Raw genomic sequence first — 19,878 nt, forward strand, 5'->3', positions numbered from 1 at the left:
TATTTGGCTTAAGCGCCAACCATGACCATGGCAGGACGTAATAAACGGCCGTTCAGGGCATAGCCTTTTTGCAAGACTGTACCGATCTCATTGGCTTTGGTATCTGGTGCAATACCAACTGCCTGATGTAACTCGGCATTAAAACCATTCTCGGTATCAACTACGACCACACCAAATTTTTCTAATGTTGTCAGTAAACCTTTTAAGGTTAGTTCTACGCCTTCCCGTAACGGGCCTTGTTCTTCACCCGCAGCGAGAATTGCACGTTCCAGGTTATCTACAGTTTCTAACAGCTCTTTAGAGAACTTTTCCAAAACAGTATCTTTATGCTTTTCTGATTCGCGCTGAATGCGTTCTACACTTTTTTGTGCCTCATATACGGCATTTGCAGTACGTGCTTTTTCCAGTTTTAAATCGCCTTCAAGCTGTGCGATTTGTTCCTGTAAAGACTCAACGGTAACTTCAGCTTGTTCAGGTTCAGCTTGAGCTGTTTGTTGTTCCGTTTGCTCTTGCTCAAGTTCTTGAGCTTGATCGTTTTGCTCAGTCGCCATTGATTTACTCCGTTTAAATGGGTTCTTAAACATGTACAGTCCTTCGGTATCAGTGCTAACTGCGTGAATGCTGAACTGCCATGATTTGGGAAGTTCTTAATTACATAAAGAAGTCGGGGCTGGGCTTCAAAATTCAAGCGAAATGAGTGATTAATTTTAAGATTTATTGCAAAAGGCTGTGTTTCTGTTATTCCAAACTGGATTGAAATGAGAAAAAGCAGACAATTTCTCTGTTTTGAAGATAAAAACCTCAGAATTTTTAGTTAGTTTTGATCTTAGTAATTAGATGAGAGATGAATGTATAAGTACTTAAATTAGTTTTTAGAAAATAAATCATTCATTAAAAGAATGTTTTTAATCAGAAAAATTTTTAATCGTATTTTTAGATATAAATAATAATATTTATCTGTTTTAAAAGTTAAATCAAAAGCACCATCATAGCTTTATCAACAGTGACCTGGTTCAGAAGGAGAGAGCCGAACTAGGTTACTGTTCCTGATTCGTTTTACTCTTTTATAGCTGAATACCCCAAGACTCAGCTATTTTTTTGCCTGAATGTTTATATTGACTGTTTTTTAGACATAAAAGCGATTAATAACTAAGCAATAAAGTATTTCACAAAAAATGATCAACTTCGTATTATTCGTTTCAGATTCTATCGCTGTAGTTTCTTCTTATTTTGAAATGTGTTTTTCAAGCTTATCCTCTCTAGATAAGCTTTTTTTTTGCGTAAAATTTATTAATTTTCTTCTCACATTCTAGTGATCAGTTACTTATAGAAAAGCTGTAAGTTAAAGCCTACAAGGATTCAGGACAATATCTACTTTGTTAGATGCTCGAATCAGCCTAATATTGATTTATCGAGAACAGGAAGTTCTTAAAAATTTGCTGAGAAGCATATAAACGAGAGGATGTTCGTTTAAACACAACCCTATAAAACCCCTAAAGAAATACGCTTCAGGGGTTTTATTCTATAATAGCTATCTAACATCTATTTCTGTTCATAAAGACATTAAAAAAACCCGAGATCGGGCTTTTTTATAGATGAAACTTATCTGGATCAGTGGCCGTTTAAGTCGCTTTCAACTTTTTAGATTAATCTTACTATTCTAGCGACGTGATTCCTGCCAGCGTTTGACACGTTTATTTCGGTTGTGTTCAGCTTTACGTCGTTGCTGCTGTTCAGCTGCTCGGCGACGTGTATCTGTCTGCTGTACACGCTTTTTACGCTCTGCCTCGGCTCGGTTTCTAGCCGCTTGGCTGCTACTGATTTTTTTGCGTTGCTGTTCAATACGCTGGCGTTCCTGCTGACGTCTGTGATCCAACTCAATCTGTTTTCTACGTTGATCATTTAACTGGCGTCGCTGTTGCTCTAGTCGCTGACGTTCCAGTTCAGTTCGGCGACGTTCCTGCTGTAAACGTCGTTGCTGTTCATATTCCCAACGCTGCCGATCATAACGGTTGTCATAACGGTAATCGCGGTCATAGCGATAGTCATAAGCTCTATTATAACGTCCGTCATAATAGTCATCTTCAGGGAATGCGACACAACCTACAGCCAATAAGCTCGTCGCAATTGATACGAATATCAGTTTTCCAGCCATAGGTGAGCACTCCTTGTTAAGGTCAATCCTACAATTTGCGCCTAAACAGCAGCTTAAATTGTCAATGACAGGGGGATAAAATGAGATTAGCTTATTGATCTGCCTAAATTTGTATGTCGATGTGGGCACTTATATAAGAATATGGTCAAAATACACCCTGATCATGTAGAAAATATGAAGAATTAAGCGAATAAGGATGGGAAGCTATGGTGATATCGAGTCAGCAATTACAGGCTATGATGGATAAGGGGCAAGGGGTGGCAGCGCGTCTGCTGGACCGATTACCTAAAATTGCTCAGGAAAGAATAGTCAGAAGCCTGGATTATCCTTACCACTATCCTGAACTGGATCCCTTTGTAAAATGTCTGATGGCCGTGCAGTTAAAACAGGGCAAAACTGGAATAGTCAGAGAAGATATCGCGCAGTCACGTATTTTCTTTGAACAAAGCATGCGATTGCTAAAATCCAAACCGACTGCTATTCGCCAGGTTGAAGATATTCAGTTACCCTTGCACAGTGGCATCGTACAAGCACGTCACTATCACCCAGCTCCAGCTAAAAAGTTGCCTTTAATTATATTTTATCATGGAGGAGGCTTCCTGATTGGCAGTCTGGATACACATGATGAATATTGTCGTTTGTTGGCCCAACACGCGCATGCCCAAGTATTAAGTGTCGCTTATCCTTTGGCGCCAGAACATCATCCTTCACAAATTGTTCAAGTTTGCGAAGATGCATTGGCATGGGCGCATCAACACAGCCAGCAGCTCAGAATTCTAAAAAAACGCATTGCAGTCGCAGGAGACAGTGCGGGTGGCAATTTAGCAGCAGTTGTAGCTCAGCGCAGTGCAGACAAGGTTTATGTACCTCAGGCCCAGTTACTGCTTTATCCAGCCATGGACTTTAAAAGCCGTCATCCTTCCTATTTTGCTTATAAAGATGGTCTGGTACTCACTGATGGTGATATCGAACTGGTGACTTATCATTATGTGGAACGACATGAAATTGCATTGGATGATCCACTCATTTCACCGACCTATGGCAACCTGAAAAATTTACCACCGACTTATCTGATTACTGCTGGTCATGATGTGTTGCATGATGAAGGGGCTATTTATGCACATAAGTTGCGTCAGCATGGAGCGAAAGTGCATTATCATGATTATACCGATCAGACGCATGGTTTTATTAATTTGACCAGTATTTCAAGACGCGCCAAAAAGAATGTAATTGAAATGAGTAAACACTTCCGTAAGTTCTGGGATAAGCATAGTTAAAAATAGCTCTCTATCTATATAGAGTAATAAATCAAATCTCAATTAAGGTGTTTCACGTGAAACACCTGTTTTTACTTTTTATGTACCTTGGCTTCGGGAAAGATCAGATTGAATTTAGGTACATAAAAGCTTTGTATATATTTAGCGCGGGAAAAATCCGGGAAAATCGATTGAGTATTTTGCCACTCTACCTGAGCGAGTTTGGATAGATAGCCTCTGAATTGCGGGCTAAACTGATAATGTGACGATTTCCAAGTTTGTCGAATCTTTAACATGGATGTTGGAAGATGATAGCTATTTAAATAGAAGGAACGTGATGATTTAGATTTCTTCAGAAGAACAGTCATGTTTTGCCCTTGATGAGTGATTCGACAAATGACTTCCTGTCCTTGTTCCTGCCATTCAAATTCTGCGTATTCCTTCGGTATCCCCCATAAGTGCTGACCGTGAACAATAGATTCATGCGTAGAAACATAAATCTTTGGAATAGTAGACAGATGTCTTCGACTTATTAAAGGATGGTCCATAATCAGTAGCTCGTCATAAGGACCTACAGGAGAATGGTGATAACGTACCAGCATAACTTGTACAACACGGCCCAGCGGAGAAGGAGCAATTCCAAAATTCCGAGATTCACGGATAAAGTGAGGTGTAATCCAATAATTCAAAATAAAACCCTCTCCCTGTAAATGCCAGGGAGGAAACTGATGAATATTTTTCTCCTGCAAACGATGCACGTTCATTATTATTCTCTTGTAATTGGTCGGTTAGGGTAATGCATTAATGGGTATCAAAGATTAATATAGCTTGATTCTCAACCCTTACTTCTGAGTAGATGAGTTAAAAAATGTTAAAAAAACCATTATATGCAATAGCTTTAACAGCTTTAGCTTTACCAGCACTGGCGGCCAATTCCATAGTTGAAATGAAAACTTCTATGGGGAATATCGAAATTGAGCTTTATAATGATAAAGCACCGATCTCTGCCAAAAACTTTGAAGACTATATAAAAGACAACTTCTATAAAGGCACCATTTTTCACCGGGTGATTCCAGGTTTTATGGTACAGGGTGGCGGCTTTGATGCGAATATGGTGGAAAAGCCAAATAATAAGTCAACTATTAAGAATGAATCTTATAATGGTTTAAGCAATACACGTGGCACTTTAGCCATGGCCCGTATGAACCAGCCAGATTCAGCCCGTTCCCAGTTCTTTGTGAACCTGGTCGATAATAACTTTTTGAACCGTTCTCCTATGAATGCGGGTTATGCAGTATTTGGTAAAGTAACTAAAGGCATGGATGTGATTGATAAAATTGCTGGTGTTCCAACTGCCAACTATGGAATGCATCAAAATGTGCCGCTAAAACCAATTATTATTAATAGTGTGAGCATTAAAACAGCAAGCCCGCAAAAATAAGTAAAAAATGATGTAGAAATCTTTTACGGTTATTTTTATTTTATAATCATGTGGTTATGTGAATAATAGAATAAAAATGATCCATATTGGTGCATAAAAATAGTACACTCATGATTTGTGTCAGTGAAAAGCACTTGCACGTGTAGGAAATTGCCCTATAATGCACCCATACCGACGAGATACACGGTGATGAACGAAGCGAGACGCTGAGTTATCCGGTGTTTTGAGTCCAGCTTCTGGCACTGACGAGGTGTTAGAAAGATCATTAAGAGATTATGAAGAACAACTTGTGTGGATTTTTACTGGTTGATTGATCGAAATTATTTTCATTGATTGATGGTAGAAATTACTCGAAGTTTATTTGAGAAATTGATGTCAGAAAATTGATGAGCCAGATTTGGTGTTTTGAATAAAGCACTATTGATTTTAAACTGAAGAGTTTGATCATGGCTCAGATTGAACGCTGGCGGCAGGCTTAACACATGCAAGTCGAGCGGGGGAGGTTACTTCGGTAACTGACCTAGCGGCGGACGGGTGAGTAATGCTTAGGAATCTGCCTATTAGTGGGGGACAACGTTCCGAAAGGAACGCTAATACCGCATACGCCCTACGGGGGAAAGCAGGGGATCTTCGGACCTTGCGCTAATAGATGAGCCTAAGTCGGATTAGCTAGTTGGTGGGGTAAAGGCCTACCAAGGCGACGATCTGTAGCGGGTCTGAGAGGATGATCCGCCACACTGGGACTGAGACACGGCCCAGACTCCTACGGGAGGCAGCAGTGGGGAATATTGGACAATGGGCGGAAGCCTGATCCAGCCATGCCGCGTGTGTGAAGAAGGCCTTTTGGTTGTAAAGCACTTTAAGCGAGGAGGAGGCTCCTTTAGTTAATACCTAAAGTGAGTGGACGTTACTCGCAGAATAAGCACCGGCTAACTCTGTGCCAGCAGCCGCGGTAATACAGAGGGTGCGAGCGTTAATCGGATTTACTGGGCGTAAAGCGTGCGTAGGCGGCTTTTTAAGTCGGATGTGAAATCCCTGAGCTTAACTTAGGAATTGCATTCGATACTGGAAAGCTAGAGTATGGGAGAGGATGGTAGAATTCCAGGTGTAGCGGTGAAATGCGTAGAGATCTGGAGGAATACCGATGGCGAAGGCAGCCATCTGGCCTAATACTGACGCTGAGGTACGAAAGCATGGGGAGCAAACAGGATTAGATACCCTGGTAGTCCATGCCGTAAACGATGTCTACTAGCCGTTGGGGCCTTTGAGGCTTTAGTGGCGCAGCTAACGCGATAAGTAGACCGCCTGGGGAGTACGGTCGCAAGACTAAAACTCAAATGAATTGACGGGGGCCCGCACAAGCGGTGGAGCATGTGGTTTAATTCGATGCAACGCGAAGAACCTTACCTGGCCTTGACATACTAAGAACTTTCCAGAGATGGATTGGTGCCTTCGGGAACTTAGATACAGGTGCTGCATGGCTGTCGTCAGCTCGTGTCGTGAGATGTTGGGTTAAGTCCCGCAACGAGCGCAACCCTTTTCCTTATTTGCCAGCGGGTAATGCCGGGAACTTTAAGGATACTGCCAGTGACAAACTGGAGGAAGGCGGGGACGACGTCAAGTCATCATGGCCCTTACGGCCAGGGCTACACACGTGCTACAATGGTCGGTACAAAGGGTTGCTACCTCGCGAGAGGATGCTAATCTCAAAAAGCCGATCGTAGTCCGGATCGCAGTCTGCAACTCGACTGCGTGAAGTCGGAATCGCTAGTAATCGCGGATCAGAATGCCGCGGTGAATACGTTCCCGGGCCTTGTACACACCGCCCGTCACACCATGGGAGTTTGTTGCACCAGAAGTAGGTAGTCTAACCGCAAGGAGGACGCTTACCACGGTGTGGCCGATGACTGGGGTGAAGTCGTAACAAGGTAGCCGTAGGGGAACCTGCGGCTGGATCACCTCCTTAACGAAAGATTGACGATTGGTAAGAATCCACAACAAGTTGTTCTTCATGACGATGTATCTGAGGGTCTGTAGCTCAGTTGGTTAGAGCACACGCTTGATAAGCGTGGGGTCACAAGTTCAAGTCTTGTCAGACCCACCATCTGCAAACAGAAAATCAGAACATTGAATCCTATATGATAAGCTGGGGACTTAGCTTAGTTGGTAGAGCGCCTGCTTTGCACGCAGGAGGTCAGGAGTTCGACTCTCCTAGTCTCCACCACTCATTGCGATGCAATGAGTTAAACATTAAGCAAACGAACTGATAGCTTATAGAGCTTAGTGATTAAGTTGCGTATAATACGCGGCATTGTTATTAAGCTCTGTGATTTATCACAGTTGACTGTAATCCGACGAGGATACAGTGAATCATTAACAGAATATATTTGAGTTGAAATAATTTGTTCAAACTCGTTTTAAACAACCTAACAAGCAATTGTGAAAGTTGGATGAAATGAGTTCTAGCGATTAAACTGAATCAAGCGTTTTGGTATATGAATCTAATTGAAGCTGTACAGTGATTAAGTTCACGAAGCTCTAAACTGTAATGTTGATAGTACTACTTGTAGGTACTAGCGACTGTTTGGGGTTGTATAGTCAAGTAATTAAGTGCATGTGGTGGATGCCTTGGCAGTCAGAGGCGAAGAAAGACGTGATAGCCTGCGAAAAGCTCCGGGGAGGCGGCAAATATCCTGTGATCCGGAGATGTCTGAATGGGGAAACCCACCTGGTATAAGCCAGGTATCGTATGATGAATACATAGTCATACGAGGCGAACGGAGGGAAGTGAAACATCTCAGTACCTCTAGGAAAAGAAATCAATTGAGATTCCCTCAGTAGCGGCGAGCGAACGGGGAACAGCCCATTAAGTCATATCAGTTTTAGTGGAATGCTCTGGGAAGTGCAACCATAGTGGGTGATAGTCCTGTACACGAAAGGGCTGATATGATGATGTCGAGTAGGGCGAGGCACGTGAAACCTTGTCTGAATATGGGGGGACCATCCTCCAAGGCTAAATACTCCTGACTGACCGATAGTGAACCAGTACCGTGAGGGAAAGGCGAAAAGAACCCCTGTGAGGGGAGTGAAATAGATCCTGAAACCGCATGCATACAAGCAGTGGGAGCCAACTTGTTTGGTGACTGCGTACCTTTTGTATAATGGGTCAGCGACTTATATTCAGTAGCAAGGTTAACCGTATAGGGGAGCCGTAGGGAAACCGAGTCTTAATAGGGCGTTTAGTTGCTGGGTATAGACCCGAAACCGGGTGATCTATCCATGAGCAGGTTGAAGGTTAGGTAACACTGACTGGAGGACCGAACCCACTGTCGTTGAAAAGCCAGGGGATGACTTGTGGATAGGGGTGAAAGGCTAATCAAACTCGGTGATAGCTGGTTCTCCCCGAAAGCTATTTAGGTAGCGCCTCGGACGAATACCATTGGGGGTAGAGCACTGTTTCGGCTAGGGGGTCATCCCGACTTACCAAACCGATGCAAACTCCGAATACCAATGAGTACTATCCGGGAGACAGACTGCGGGTGCTAACGTCCGTAGTCAAGAGGAAAACAATCCAGACCGCCAGCTAAGGCCCCTAAATTATAGTTAAGTGGGAAACGATGTGGGAAGGCATAGACAGCTAGGAGGTTGGCTTAGAAGCAGCCACCCTTTAAAGAAAGCGTAATAGCTCACTAGTCGAGTCGGCCTGCGCGGAAGATGTAACGGGGCTAAAACTATATGCCGAAGCTGCGGATTTACACATTAGTGTAAGTGGTAGGGGAGCGTTCTGTAAGCCGATGAAGGTGGATTGAGAAGTCTGCTGGAGGTATCAGAAGTGCGAATGCTGACGTGAGTAACGACAAAGCGGGTGAAAAACCCGCTCGCTGAAAGACCAAGGGTTCCAGTCCAACGTTAATCGGGGCTGGGTGAGTCGACCCCTAAGGCGAGGCCGAGAGGCGTAGTCGATGGGAAATTGGTTAATATTCCAATACTTCTGTTTAATGCGATGAGAGGACGGAGAAGGTTAAGTCAGCCTGGCGTTGGTTGTCCAGGTGGAAGGTTGTAGGCATGTATCTTAGGCAAATCCGGGGTACTCTATGCTGAGAACTGATAGCAAGCTGTACTTGTACAGTGAAGTGGCTGATACCATACTTCCAGGAAAAGTCTCTAAGCTTCAGTTAAACAGGAATCGTACCCGAAACCGACACAGGTGGTCAGGTCGAGTAGACCAAAGCGCTTGAGAGAACTCTGCTGAAGGAACTAGGCAAAATGGTACCGTAACTTCGGGAGAAGGTACGCTGCCGGCGGTGATAGGACTTGCTCCTTGAGCTGTTGGCAGCCTCAGAAACCAGGCCCCTGCAACTGTTTATTAAAAACATAGCACTCTGCAAACACGAAAGTGGACGTATAGGGTGTGATGCCTGCCCGGTGCTGGAAGGTTAATTGATGTGGTTAGCGCAAGCGAAGCTATTGATCGAAGCCCCAGTAAACGGCGGCCGTAACTATAACGGTCCTAAGGTAGCGAAATTCCTTGTCGGGTAAGTTCCGACCTGCACGAATGGCATAATGATGGGGGCGCTGTCTCCAGCAGAGGCTCAGTGAAATCGAAATCGCCGTGAAGATGCGGTGTACCCGCGGCTAGACGGAAAGACCCCGTGAACCTTTACTGCAGCTTGACATTGAACTTTGATCTTACTTGTGTAGGATAGGTGGGAGGCTTTGAAGTCGCGACGCTAGTTGCGATGGAGCCGTCCTTGAAATACCACCCTGGTAATATTGAGGTTCTAACTCTGTCCCGTTATCCGGGACGAGGACCATGTCTGGTGGGTAGTTTGACTGGGGCGGTCTCCTCCTAAAGAGTAACGGAGGAGTACGAAGGTGCGCTCAGCGTGGTCGGAAATCACGCGTAGAGTATAAAGGCAAAAGCGCGCTTAACTGCGAGACCCACAAGTCGAGCAGGTACGAAAGTAGGTCTTAGTGATCCGGTGGTTCTGTATGGAAGGGCCATCGCTCAACGGATAAAAGGTACTCTGGGGATAACAGGCTGATACCGCCCAAGAGTTCATATCGACGGCGGTGTTTGGCACCTCGATGTCGGCTCATCTCATCCTGGGGCTGAAGCAGGTCCCAAGGGTATGGCTGTTCGCCATTTAAAGAGGTACGCGAGCTGGGTTTAGAACGTCGTGAGACAGTTCGGTCCCTATCTACCGTGGGCGCTGGAAATTTGAGAGGATCTGCTCCTAGTACGAGAGGACCAGAGTGGACGAACCTCTGGTGTACCGGTTGTGACGCCAGTCGCATCGCCGGGTAGCTATGTTCGGAAGGGATAACCGCTGAAAGCATCTAAGCGGGAAGCCTACCTCAAGATAAGATTTCCCTGTGACTTTATGTCACCTAAAGAGCCGTTGAAGACTACGACGTTGATAGGTTGGATGTGGAAGCATAGTGATATGTGAAGCTGACCAATACTAATTGCTCGTGAGGCTTGACTATACAACACCCAAACAGTTGTTGTATAACGCTCAATTGATTTCATATTGATCTAACGATCAAACGAAAACTTGATTCAGAATACGCTAGAACATATACTGCGACTCAAATATAAGCTGTTAATAACTCATTTGGCACGAAGTAAGGCATACACTGCAAAAGCAGTTAAATAAGACCCGAACAAGTCCATAAACAGTTGTGCTGGCGACCATAGCAAGAGTGAACCACCTGATCCCTTCCCGAACTCAGAAGTGAAACCTCTTAGCGCTGATGGTAGTGTGGGATTACCCATGTGAGAGTAAGTCATCGCCAGCTCATTATTCCAAAACACCCCCTGTCAAATGACAGGGGGTGTTTTTTTATGCCTGAGATTTAAGAAAGTCTCCAAATATTAAATTTTATCTAAACCCATAGCAGAAAATCTGCAGGGCAGGCGTATACTGGAACAGGTTTCTGGAGCTTATATGTCCACAAATTCATCTTCCAGCCATATTAAATATGGATTTTTTATAGCTATGTGGCGCAATACTATCCATTAACTGTTCGTTCAACCGGTATTGGTTGGGCTTCAGCGGTAGGGCGTAGTGGGGCAATTGTCGGTCCAATCCTGATCGGGATGCTGCTGGGTATGGAATTACCACATCAGTTGAACTTTATGGCTGTTGGCCTACCAGTGGTGATTGTAGCCATTGCCGTATCACTGATTGTGCGTAAAGACCGCGTTGTAAATGCAGATCCAGTGGCAGAGCCGAAGCTTAAAACTGTCAAGGCTTAATGACCCACTGGTTCTTATATTCATTTTTAATCTTTAAAAACGTTGAAACCCCTTCAAATAAGGGGTTTCAACCTTTAAATTCATAATTTTTACTAGAAATCAAAATATATTTCTTGCTTAGAAAAATTACTAAAAGACCCACTTAAAAATATATTTTAAATATATAAAACAAGCATTTAAATATTAATAATAACGTAAATAATCACATAAATGTATATCTCTAAAGCTTTAATTTACCTTAACTATGGTCTTATTGTAACGCGAAATCCGCTTCAGTATATTCCCTCGAACTGACTGTTTTGTCGTAATAGTCAGCAGGATTTATGGACAAGTACTCATGGGAGATGAGAACGATGACAACGGAAAAAATAGATGTTAATTCTGTAGTCGATAATGCGAAATTTACGCCTTTTCACTTCAATGTAGTTGCTTGGTGTTTACTCATTATCTTATTTGATGGCTACGATTTAGCAATTAATGGTGTGACGCTGCCACTCTTAATGCAAGATTGGGGCTTAAGCGCAGTACAGGCAGGTATGCTAGCCAGTACAGCACTTGCAGGCATGATGTTTGGTGCCATGATTTTTGGTTCGCTGGCAGACAAGATTGGCCGTAAAAAAGTGATCATGATCTGTATCGTGCTGTTTAGTGGTTTAACTTTCGCGGGCGGCTTTGCGTCTAACCCGACTGAATTTGGTATTTTACGTTTCCTTGCTGGTTTAGGCATTGGTGGTGTAATGCCAAACCTGGTAGCACTGACTTCTGAATATGCGCCACAAAAGATGCGTAGTACCTTAGTAACCACAATGTTCAGTGGCTATGCCGTAGGTGGTGTCATGGCTGCTTTACTTGGCTCATGGTTTACTCCAGATTTTGGTTGGCAGATCATGTTCTTTATCGCGGGAATTCCACTGTTCTTATTACCTGTGATCTGGAAGTTTTTACCTGAATCTATTTCATTTATGGTGAAACAAAATCGCCAAGCGGAAGCACGAGAGATTGTGCGTCGTATGGCACCAGATTTAAAAGTAACTGAAAATACAGTATTCACTTTACCCCAGGAAAATGTACCTGAAGCTGCGAACGTGGTTAGCCTGTTCCGCCGCGGTCGTGCAGTCAATACATTATTGTTCTGGGTAGCATTCTTCACTTGCTTGCTGACGATGTATGCACTTAGCAGCTGGTTGCCAAAACTAATGATGGCTGCGGGCTACTCAATGGATAACAGCCTGATGTTCATGATGGTCATGAATGTGGGTGCAGTAGTTGGTATCGTCGGCGGTGGTATTCTGGCTGACCGTTTCCACCTGAAACCAGTACTGATGTTCCTGGGTATTATGGGTGCGATTGTGATGAGCTCAATGGGCTTTGCGTCTAACCAGTTCTTACTTTATATCTTGGTGTTCCTGGCTGGTGCAGCATCAATCGGTTCACAAATGTTGCTATACAGTTATGTAGCGCAGTACTACCCACTGGCAGTACGTTCTACAGGTATTGGCTGGTCTTCTGCGATTGGTCGTATGGGTGCGATTGTAGGTCCAATCCTGATTGGTGGCTTACTGGGTATGAACCTGCCTGCACACTTCAACTTTATGGCAGTCGGTTTACCGGTTCTGATTACAGCAATTGCGGTTGCATTGATCATGCATGAAAATGAGGCTAACAAGATTGGTTCAGTCGAGCCAGCAGTGTCGAAAGCTTAAAAAATTGAGTTTTAAAATGAAGCCTCCGAAAGGAGGCTTTTTTATGTTATAAAAATCTAATTTTTAAAAATAAATTCTAAAAGATGAATGAAGAACAATTAATAGCTGAAGCAATTTTGCAACTTAAACAAGAATCAAATGTTATTAAAGATTATATTTTCCCTATAGCTATGGCACTTGTTTCTTCATTAATTGGTGCAATAGTAGGGTATAGGGTCTATTTAAGACAAGAAAAGCTAACTGCAGAAAGAAGAAAGCTAGATATACTTAATAAATGGATTTTGATCGCAGATGAAATACATTAGGGTGTGTTGACACTTTTAGCTTAAAAAAATAGCGAAGTAGTAAAATCAAATCGCCAAACCCAATTTTACTATTCGCTATGCCTCGTACCATGCTGACAGATCAACACTGGCAAAAGTTGAAAGTTATTCTGCGTAATTTATCCATTCACCACAACTCAAATTTACGCAATTTTATTGAAGCTATTCTCTATAGAATTAGAACAGGTTGTCCGTGGCGAGATATTCCTTCTTGTTTTGGTCATTCAAACTCTATTTTCAAACGTTTTAATCGTTGGTCAAGCAGCGGTAAGTTACTTAGATTATTCAAATTACTAGCCTCATGCCCCGATATGGAGTGGATTTTTATTGATGGCTCTCATGTACGTGCTCATCAACATTCTGCCGGCATAGCGAATCAATCTATTTCTAAAAGTGTAGGAGGAAACTCCTCAAAAATACATTTGATTGTTGATGCACATGGCAATCCTATTGATTTCATGATTAGCGATGGAACCACACATGATGTTAAAGTTGCACCTGATTTAATATCAACATTAGATTTAAAAGAGACAAAAGTGGTATGTGCAGATAAAGGCTATGATTCAGAACCACTGCGTGAACAGATCAGGAAAACAGGGACTAAAGCGAATATACCAAAGAAAACGAATAGCCAATCGAACAATGACCATATGGACTGGTATTTATATAAAATCAGGCATTTAGTTGAAAATATGTTTTGTAGATTAAAGCAATTTAGAGGAATAGCTACTCGATATGACAAGCTCAAAAGAAATTATCAAAGTTCTGTTGTCTTAGCCTGTATATTTTTATGGCTACCGTTATAGGGTTAATTATGAACAGTAAGTGTCAACAGACCCTAATCATTACTTGCTACCAAATATAATTATTACGGTAATTTAACTTCACATCCCTATCAGAGATTTCTTGCTGTTCCATCAATTATTGGTATGGGTCAAAATTATCAATTCGAATATTATGAATTAGTTTTTATTACAGACCAAAAAGAAACTAAATGGTTTAACGTAGCCTATCTAAGAACTCTCTTCGCTAATTACAATACTTTGCTTTCAATGTGGAATATTAGAAATGAAATTAACGATAAAGTTCGTATACAGTTCTTTAAAGCTAATAATTTAAATATAGCATATGCTGATTTAAGTGATGAAGAAATAGAGTCAAAAATTAATCAAAGTGATTTATCTTGTTTAATTGATCTAACAGAACGTAGTTTGCGGCTTACCGATGACTTAATTATTGAGTTTTATAAATTTTTAAACGAATTTCCTGCAGCTGTAAGTAAGAAAATAGATTTAAATTTATTGAAAAATTATGGGTTTATATTACATCTTGATTTGAAAACGAATAAAGCAATTCATCTCTTACTAGAGGAATGTCCTTTACCTGATTATAAAAAAATATCAAAAATTACAGGAAGGACTGAAGAAGAACTTATGGCAAGATATAGTCCATTATTTAAGTAAAAATAGTAATGGGTAAAGTATATGGAATTCAATTCGATCTCCCCAATCCCTGAAGATGATGATGAACTGCATCTTCCTGAACTGGTGTATTGGGCCTCAGTCGGTGACGTTGAACAGGTCGAGCAGGGCTTACAAGAAGGTCTAAACGTTAACTCAGCTGATGAAGAAGGCTATAGCGCATTACAGGCTGCTGCTGAAAATGATCATCTTGAAGTGGTGAAGTTACTGGTGAGTAAAGGCGCAGATGTCGATCATCGCAGTACCTATACTGCTTTAGAGCTGGCTGAAATGGCAGGCAATAAAGATGTCGTGGAATATTTAAAAAGCCTGAAAGGCAGTATTCCTAAATAAGAAAGAATAAAAAAGAAACCCCACAAGCTGGGGTTTCTTTTTGAGAACAGTTTAGGATTACGGAATAATATCCATGTCCGCTTCCAGTTCTTCCACAATTGCAGTATTAAAAGCCGGTAAATCATCCGGATTACGTGAAGTAATCAGTACCCAGCCATTGGTATTGCAACGGTGTACTTCTTCATCGACCCATTTTGCACCGGCATTCTCTAGATCCAGCTTGATACTCTTATAAGAAGTCAGGTTTTTATCTTTGACGCGACCCGCATCAATCAGTGCCCATGGACCATGACAGACTGCCGCAATCGGTTTCTGGTTATCAGCAAAGTACTGGATGATGCGTTGGGCATCTTCATTAATGCGTAATTTATCCGCATTCACTGTTCCACCAGGAATCACCAGCAGATCATAATCTTCTACACTGACTTCATGCATGGTTGTATCAGGTGTGTATTGTGCACTTGGCTTGCTGTCAGCTTCCATGGTGTGGACATCTTCATTTTTTTCTGCAGCATGAATCACCACAAAACCATGTGACTGCAAGAAATCCAGGGGCTGGACTAATTCATCGTGTTCAATGCCTTCGTTCGAGGTGATAATCAGAACTTTCTTGACCATGATTGTAAATCTCAATATCTGCAGGGGTCTTTAGCTTAGCAATAAGGCATTTTTAGAAATGTTGCTTTTTTAGCCGAGGACTGTAAGCGTTTATAGAAGAAAGACCTGAGAGAACAACAGAAAAAAACAATAGATGGAAAAAGCCCCGATATCCTATCGGGGCTTTTTCCGTATTTCGTGATTTAGGTATAACTCCTGTCGTACCTCACGTCCTGGTGCATCTGCTTATTTTTGTTTTTATGTTTCGGAGCATCCTGCTCTCTATGGGTTTAAGATACTGCAGCTTAATATAGCTTAAAAGACGCAGATAACAGCTTATGTTGTACGCCTGGGCTTACAAGATCTAAGTAGTATTCTGTAAGTCATTCTTTTCATTAAAAGTGCATGTCCAGACCGATATAAGGACCTTTAAATTCTAGTTGAAGATCTGGCACATTATTTTGCTCGGCATCAATTTTCATGATGCGATAACCCAGTTTGGCACCGAGGTCTACAGCCAGATTATCAATAAAGTCGTATTGAAGTTCAGCTTGTACATCGGTCTTTTTAGTGTCGCTGCCATGGCTGTAAACAGCTTCAGCTTTGGCGCTCATCCCGGTGAATGGCAGTTTGACACCTGCTGTTGCGTAGAGCAGAGGACTGTATTCGTCTAGATCGTACTGGGTTAGAGCACCGGCATTCAGGTTTTTCACCGTACCATCCAGATTGCTTAAGCCGATACCAACATCCGCATGCACAACTGTATCCAGCAATTCGTAATACAGAATATAGTCAATATTGTTCAGCTCGATATCTGAAGCATTAAGTACAGTGCTTTGCTCGCTGTTACTGTTGAGATTTACATATTTGATTTTCGCATTTGGCAACCACGGTACCGGATGTTCCAAAGCTACAGACAGCTGTGCCGTACCTTGACGGTCCAGATCATGTTTACTGGCATTGTCAGACTGGCTATATCCGTCAAAATTCCAGTAGCTGGCATCTGCTTTCAGACCAATGATATCGGCATGGCTGACGCTACTCAGTGCCAGTCCATATAATAAGGTATTGATGATTCTTGCATGCATAGGTTGAATTTCCTTGTGCTTGACTCAAATTGAGCAGTTTTATGACCTAAATCTATATTTTTAGTATTTCTGGCTAGCTGCATCATATAGGTAATTTTCAAAATGTATATGGCAGCAAGTAGGGAACCATCTAGCCAGATTAAGCTTAATTTTTCAGTTTTATTTTGCTAGATCTAGAATAATTGCAGAGCAGGCTTTTCAGCCATTTCAATCAAGGTCTACATTTTAAAAACGCATGTCACTGGATCTTGAGCATATAATCAAATATATCGAAATATTGCGTGAACCTGAAAGGACATAACATGACTAAACCCCGAGCAGTAATCGACTATCCGCTTTATGTTGCAGGTAAGCCAGTGGAAACCTCAGAGTGGCTGGAGGTTCAGGATAAATATACGCATAAGGTTTGCGCACGTGTGTCATTGGCAGATGCCAAAATTCTGGAAAAAGCCATTAAAGCAGCAGTCAAAGCCGAAGCGGAAATGGCGGCTCTGGAGCCTTATCAAAAACAGAAAATCCTGTTGCACTGTGTGAAGCGCTTTAATGAGATTCGCGGTCAGTTGACCGAGATTCTGATTGCTGAGGGGGGTAAGCCACGTAAAGCTGCAGCAGCTGAAGTGGAACGTCTGATCAATACTTTCCAGATTGCCGCCGATGCCGTGACTCAGGTTGATTCAGGCCGTATGATGCCATTGGCAGTTACAGCGGCTGCATCGGGCTATCAGGGTTTTGTGAAACAGGTTCCGATTGGCGCCGTCTCCCTGATCAGTCCTTTTAATTTTCCGCTGAATCTGACCGCTCACAAGATTGCGCCTGCAATTGCAGCGGGTTGTCCCTTTGTCTTAAAACCTGCCAGTCTGACACCGGTGTCAGCCTTAAAGATTGCTGAGATTCTGGCAGAGACTGATTTACCACCAAATGCGTTCTCGATACTGCCCTGTCCACGTGAACTGGCGGATGTACTGGTGACGGATGACCGTTTCAAAATGCTCAGCTTTACCGGTTCTGATGTGGTCGGTTGGGATATGAAAGCGCGGGCAGGGCGCAAGAAAGTCACGTTGGAACTGGGTGGTAATGCCGCGGTAATGATCGAGCCTGATACTGAAATCACGGATAGCTTTATTGATCGCCTGATCGGTGGTGCTTTTGGTCATGCCGGACAGGTCTGCATTAGCGTGCAGCGTATTTTGGTGCATCAAGATATCTACGCTGAGGTGAAGAAAAAACTGGTAACCAAACTGAAAAAGCTTAAACCAGCGGATCCAGATTTGGACACCACCCTGGTCGGCCCAATGATTAAGGAGGCTGAAGCCCAGCGTTTGAAAAAATGGCTGGATAAAGCCGTGAAGAAAGGCGCTAAAGTGCTCAGTGGCGGCAAGCTGGATGGCGTGATGTTTGAGCCAACCCTACTGGAAGATGTTGATCATGAACTAGAAGTGTATAAGGATGAAGTGTTTGGTCCGATGGCAATCTTGGAAAAATACAGCAATTTTGAGGCCGGGATTGAATGCATCAACAGCAGTCGTTTTGGTTTGCAGGCGGGTGTCTATACCCAGAACCTGAACAAGATGCTGTATGCCTGGAATCAGTTGCATGTCGGTGGCGTGATCATCAACGACATTCCATCCTTCCGTGTTGATAATATGCCGTATGGCGGTGTAAAGGATTCGGGATTAGGGCGTGAAGGCATCCAGTCTGCTATTCGTGACATGCAGGAAGAACGTATGCTGGTGATTAAAGCCTGAATAATGATTTAAATTTTAAGTGTTCAGATCATGCGCACATTTGCTCATGATCTGAGTTTTTAAAGTTCAGCTATTCAATAAGAAGAGAACAGGAATAATTTTTATCCACTGGAGCGTAAAATCTCGTGGTTCAGCACGAGGATATAAGCGACTGGAGTAAACCACATGAAAGACACGAAATGTCGTTTTAAATACTTGTACTATAGTCACTATTAAGAAAAATACTGTTAAAATAATTGGATGAAGACACTCAAATTACGCATAAAAGACAAACATTGCAAGGTGCTAAATCAGTTAGCATCCGAAGTAAATTTGGTTTGGAATTATGTCAATGATTTGTGTTTTAAACATCTTCAAAAAAAATAACAATTCTTTTCAGCATACGATATTGCAAAATACACGAAAGGCACATCGAAAGAATGCAACTTGCACAGTCAAACTATTCAGGCAGTGACAGAAGAATTGGTCACAAGACGCAAGCAGTTCAAAAAAGCAAAACTAAAATGGCGTGTCAGTAATAAAAAATCAGCTAGACGCTCACTGGGTTGGATACCGTTTAAAAAGGTTGCAATCAAATATGCTGATGGCTGTGTTCAATATGGTAAACACCAATTCAAGTTATGGGATAATTACGGTTTAAGTCAATACAGGGTTAAAACAGGCTCATTCGTTGAAGATAGCCGAGGCCGTTGGTATGTATGTCTTGTAGTTGACAATGCTAAAACAGAGAAAACCGCCGCTATAACCTCAATTGGCATAGATTTAGGTTTAAAAGATTTAGCCACTTGTTCAGATGGCGTAAAACTTAAAGCCCCTCAAATCTATCGGAAATATGAACAAAAACTTGGTATTGCTCAACGTGCAAAAAATAAAAAACGAGTGAAAGCAATTCACGCCAAGATTAAAAATGTAAGACAAAACATGCTGCATCAATTCAGCCATAAACTGGTAAAAGAACATGCAGCAATCTTCGTTGGCAATGTGAATGCCAAAGCATTAGCGCAAACTAAACTAGCCAAGTCTGTGTTAGATGCCAGTTGGACAACACTAAGAACCATGCTCAAGTATAAATGCGAGAACGCAGGGGTATGGTATGAAGAAGTCAATGAAGCCTATACCACCCAAACTTGTTCGTGCTGTGGCTCACGCTCCAGTAGTCCGAAAGGTAGAGCAGGTTTAGGAATAAGAGAGTGGCAGTGTGGTGAGTGTGGTAGCTCATGGGATCGGGATGTAAATTCCGCACTGAATATTCTTGCGCTCGGGCATGAGCGTCTAGCAGTAGGAATCCCCTTGCTTTAGCTGGGGGAGGATGTCAAAACTCATCAAGATATACTTAAAAAACAATATATTCCTAAAAGTTAATTCACTTATAACTTAATAAATCAAGCTAACCCTGGAGAAATATTGAACGGTTGAACAAGATATATTATAAAAAATTAATATTAGGAGCAGAATTTACACAAATCATACTTAAAACTCAGTATTGTTAAATCC

At 42.3% G+C, this 19,878-nt stretch carries 12 protein-coding genes, 2 tRNA genes, 3 rRNA genes and 3 pseudogenes; 15 read left to right on the top strand and 5 right to left on the bottom strand.

Annotated elements, in window-relative coordinates; all coding sequences use genetic code 11:
• Nucleotides 1-8: 8 nt before the first annotated feature.
• Nucleotides 9-551 carry a nucleotide exchange factor GrpE gene (grpE, locus tag FSC11_RS00080; protein ID WP_004814040.1) on the bottom strand — a complete coding sequence of 181 codons (543 nt, stop codon included), beginning with the start codon at nt 549-551 and terminating at the stop codon, nt 9-11.
• 1,109 nt (nt 552-1,660) lie between these two features.
• On the bottom strand, nt 1,661-2,155 hold the full coding sequence (locus tag FSC11_RS00085; RefSeq protein ID WP_163164413.1) for a hypothetical protein: 495 nt from the start codon (nt 2,153-2,155) through the stop codon (nt 1,661-1,663).
• Between the two features lie 206 nt (nt 2,156-2,361).
• Between FSC11_RS00085 and FSC11_RS00090 the strand changes: the two genes are divergently transcribed.
• Nucleotides 2,362-3,432 (top strand): alpha/beta hydrolase, encoded by a 1,071-nt coding sequence (locus FSC11_RS00090; protein ID WP_163164415.1) that lies wholly within the window; start codon nt 2,362-2,364, stop codon nt 3,430-3,432.
• 71 nt (nt 3,433-3,503) lie between these two features.
• Here the strand turns inward: FSC11_RS00090 and FSC11_RS00095 are convergent, their stop codons facing one another.
• Complete coding sequence (locus tag FSC11_RS00095) at nt 3,504-4,175, bottom strand: acetoacetate decarboxylase family protein (protein ID WP_163164417.1); 672 nt, start codon at nt 4,173-4,175, stop codon at nt 3,504-3,506.
• Between the two features lie 104 nt (nt 4,176-4,279).
• Between FSC11_RS00095 and FSC11_RS00100 the strand changes: the two genes are divergently transcribed.
• From FSC11_RS00100 to FSC11_RS00155, 12 genes and pseudogenes are all read left to right on the top strand, one after another.
• The gene (locus FSC11_RS00100) at nt 4,280-4,852 is read left to right on the top strand and encodes a peptidylprolyl isomerase (protein WP_163164419.1); all 573 of its coding nucleotides are present in this window, start codon (nt 4,280-4,282) and stop codon (nt 4,850-4,852) included.
• Between the two features lie 428 nt (nt 4,853-5,280).
• A 16S ribosomal RNA gene (locus tag FSC11_RS00105) occupies nt 5,281-6,818 on the top strand.
• 61 nt (nt 6,819-6,879) lie between these two features.
• Nucleotides 6,880-6,956: transfer RNA gene (locus FSC11_RS00110), tRNA-Ile, on the top strand.
• Between the two features lie 44 nt (nt 6,957-7,000).
• A tRNA-Ala gene (locus FSC11_RS00115) sits at nt 7,001-7,076 on the top strand.
• Nucleotides 7,077-7,448: 372 nt separating this feature from the next.
• A 23S ribosomal RNA gene (locus FSC11_RS00120) occupies nt 7,449-10,342 on the top strand.
• A gap of 197 nt (nt 10,343-10,539) precedes the next feature.
• Nucleotides 10,540-10,654 (top strand): 5S ribosomal RNA (gene rrf, locus FSC11_RS00125).
• The 16S, 23S and 5S rRNA genes sit together here with 2 tRNA genes alongside, the layout of an rRNA operon.
• A 187-nt stretch (nt 10,655-10,841) precedes the next feature.
• Nucleotides 10,842-11,114 (top strand): annotated as a pseudogene (locus FSC11_RS00130) (aromatic acid/H+ symport family MFS transporter); the annotation flags it as partial.
• Nucleotides 11,115-11,467: 353 nt separating this feature from the next.
• Nucleotides 11,468-12,817 (top strand): aromatic acid/H+ symport family MFS transporter, encoded by a 1,350-nt coding sequence (locus FSC11_RS00135; RefSeq protein WP_004814054.1) that lies wholly within the window; start codon nt 11,468-11,470, stop codon nt 12,815-12,817.
• Between the two features lie 83 nt (nt 12,818-12,900).
• Nucleotides 12,901-13,122: a hypothetical protein gene (locus tag FSC11_RS00140; protein ID WP_163164421.1), complete on the top strand. Its 222-nt coding sequence runs from the start codon at nt 12,901-12,903 to the stop codon at nt 13,120-13,122.
• 77 nt (nt 13,123-13,199) lie between these two features.
• A pseudogene (locus FSC11_RS00145) lies at nt 13,200-13,965 on the top strand (IS5-like element ISAba31 family transposase).
• 104 nt (nt 13,966-14,069) lie between these two features.
• On the top strand, nt 14,070-14,603 hold the full coding sequence (locus tag FSC11_RS00150; RefSeq protein WP_163164425.1) for a hypothetical protein: 534 nt from the start codon (nt 14,070-14,072) through the stop codon (nt 14,601-14,603).
• Between the two features lie 21 nt (nt 14,604-14,624).
• Entirely contained in the window at nt 14,625-14,954 is a 330-nt protein-coding gene (locus FSC11_RS00155; protein ID WP_004814057.1) for an ankyrin repeat domain-containing protein, read from the top strand.
• Nucleotides 14,955-15,011: 57 nt separating this feature from the next.
• Here FSC11_RS00155 and FSC11_RS00160 read toward each other — a convergent pair whose 3' ends face one another.
• Both FSC11_RS00160 and FSC11_RS00165 read right to left on the bottom strand, forming a co-directional pair.
• The gene (locus tag FSC11_RS00160; protein WP_004895920.1) at nt 15,012-15,572 is read right to left on the bottom strand and encodes a type 1 glutamine amidotransferase domain-containing protein; all 561 of its coding nucleotides are present in this window, start codon (nt 15,570-15,572) and stop codon (nt 15,012-15,014) included.
• Between the two features lie 374 nt (nt 15,573-15,946).
• Nucleotides 15,947-16,639 carry a TIGR04219 family outer membrane beta-barrel protein gene (locus FSC11_RS00165; protein WP_163164427.1) on the bottom strand — a complete coding sequence of 231 codons (693 nt, stop codon included), beginning with the start codon at nt 16,637-16,639 and terminating at the stop codon, nt 15,947-15,949.
• Nucleotides 16,640-16,941: 302 nt separating this feature from the next.
• On the opposite strand from FSC11_RS00165, the gene FSC11_RS00170 reads away from it, so the two are divergent.
• Nucleotides 16,942-18,384 (top strand): aldehyde dehydrogenase family protein, encoded by a 1,443-nt coding sequence (locus tag FSC11_RS00170; protein ID WP_004814061.1) that lies wholly within the window; start codon nt 16,942-16,944, stop codon nt 18,382-18,384.
• Nucleotides 18,385-18,624: 240 nt separating this feature from the next.
• A pseudogene (locus tag FSC11_RS00175) lies at nt 18,625-19,683 on the top strand (RNA-guided endonuclease InsQ/TnpB family protein).
• The last annotated feature ends 195 nt before the right edge of the window (nt 19,684-19,878 follow it).

Source organism: Acinetobacter schindleri (assembly GCF_010918895.1).
Lineage (GTDB): Bacteria > Pseudomonadota > Gammaproteobacteria > Pseudomonadales > Moraxellaceae > Acinetobacter > Acinetobacter schindleri.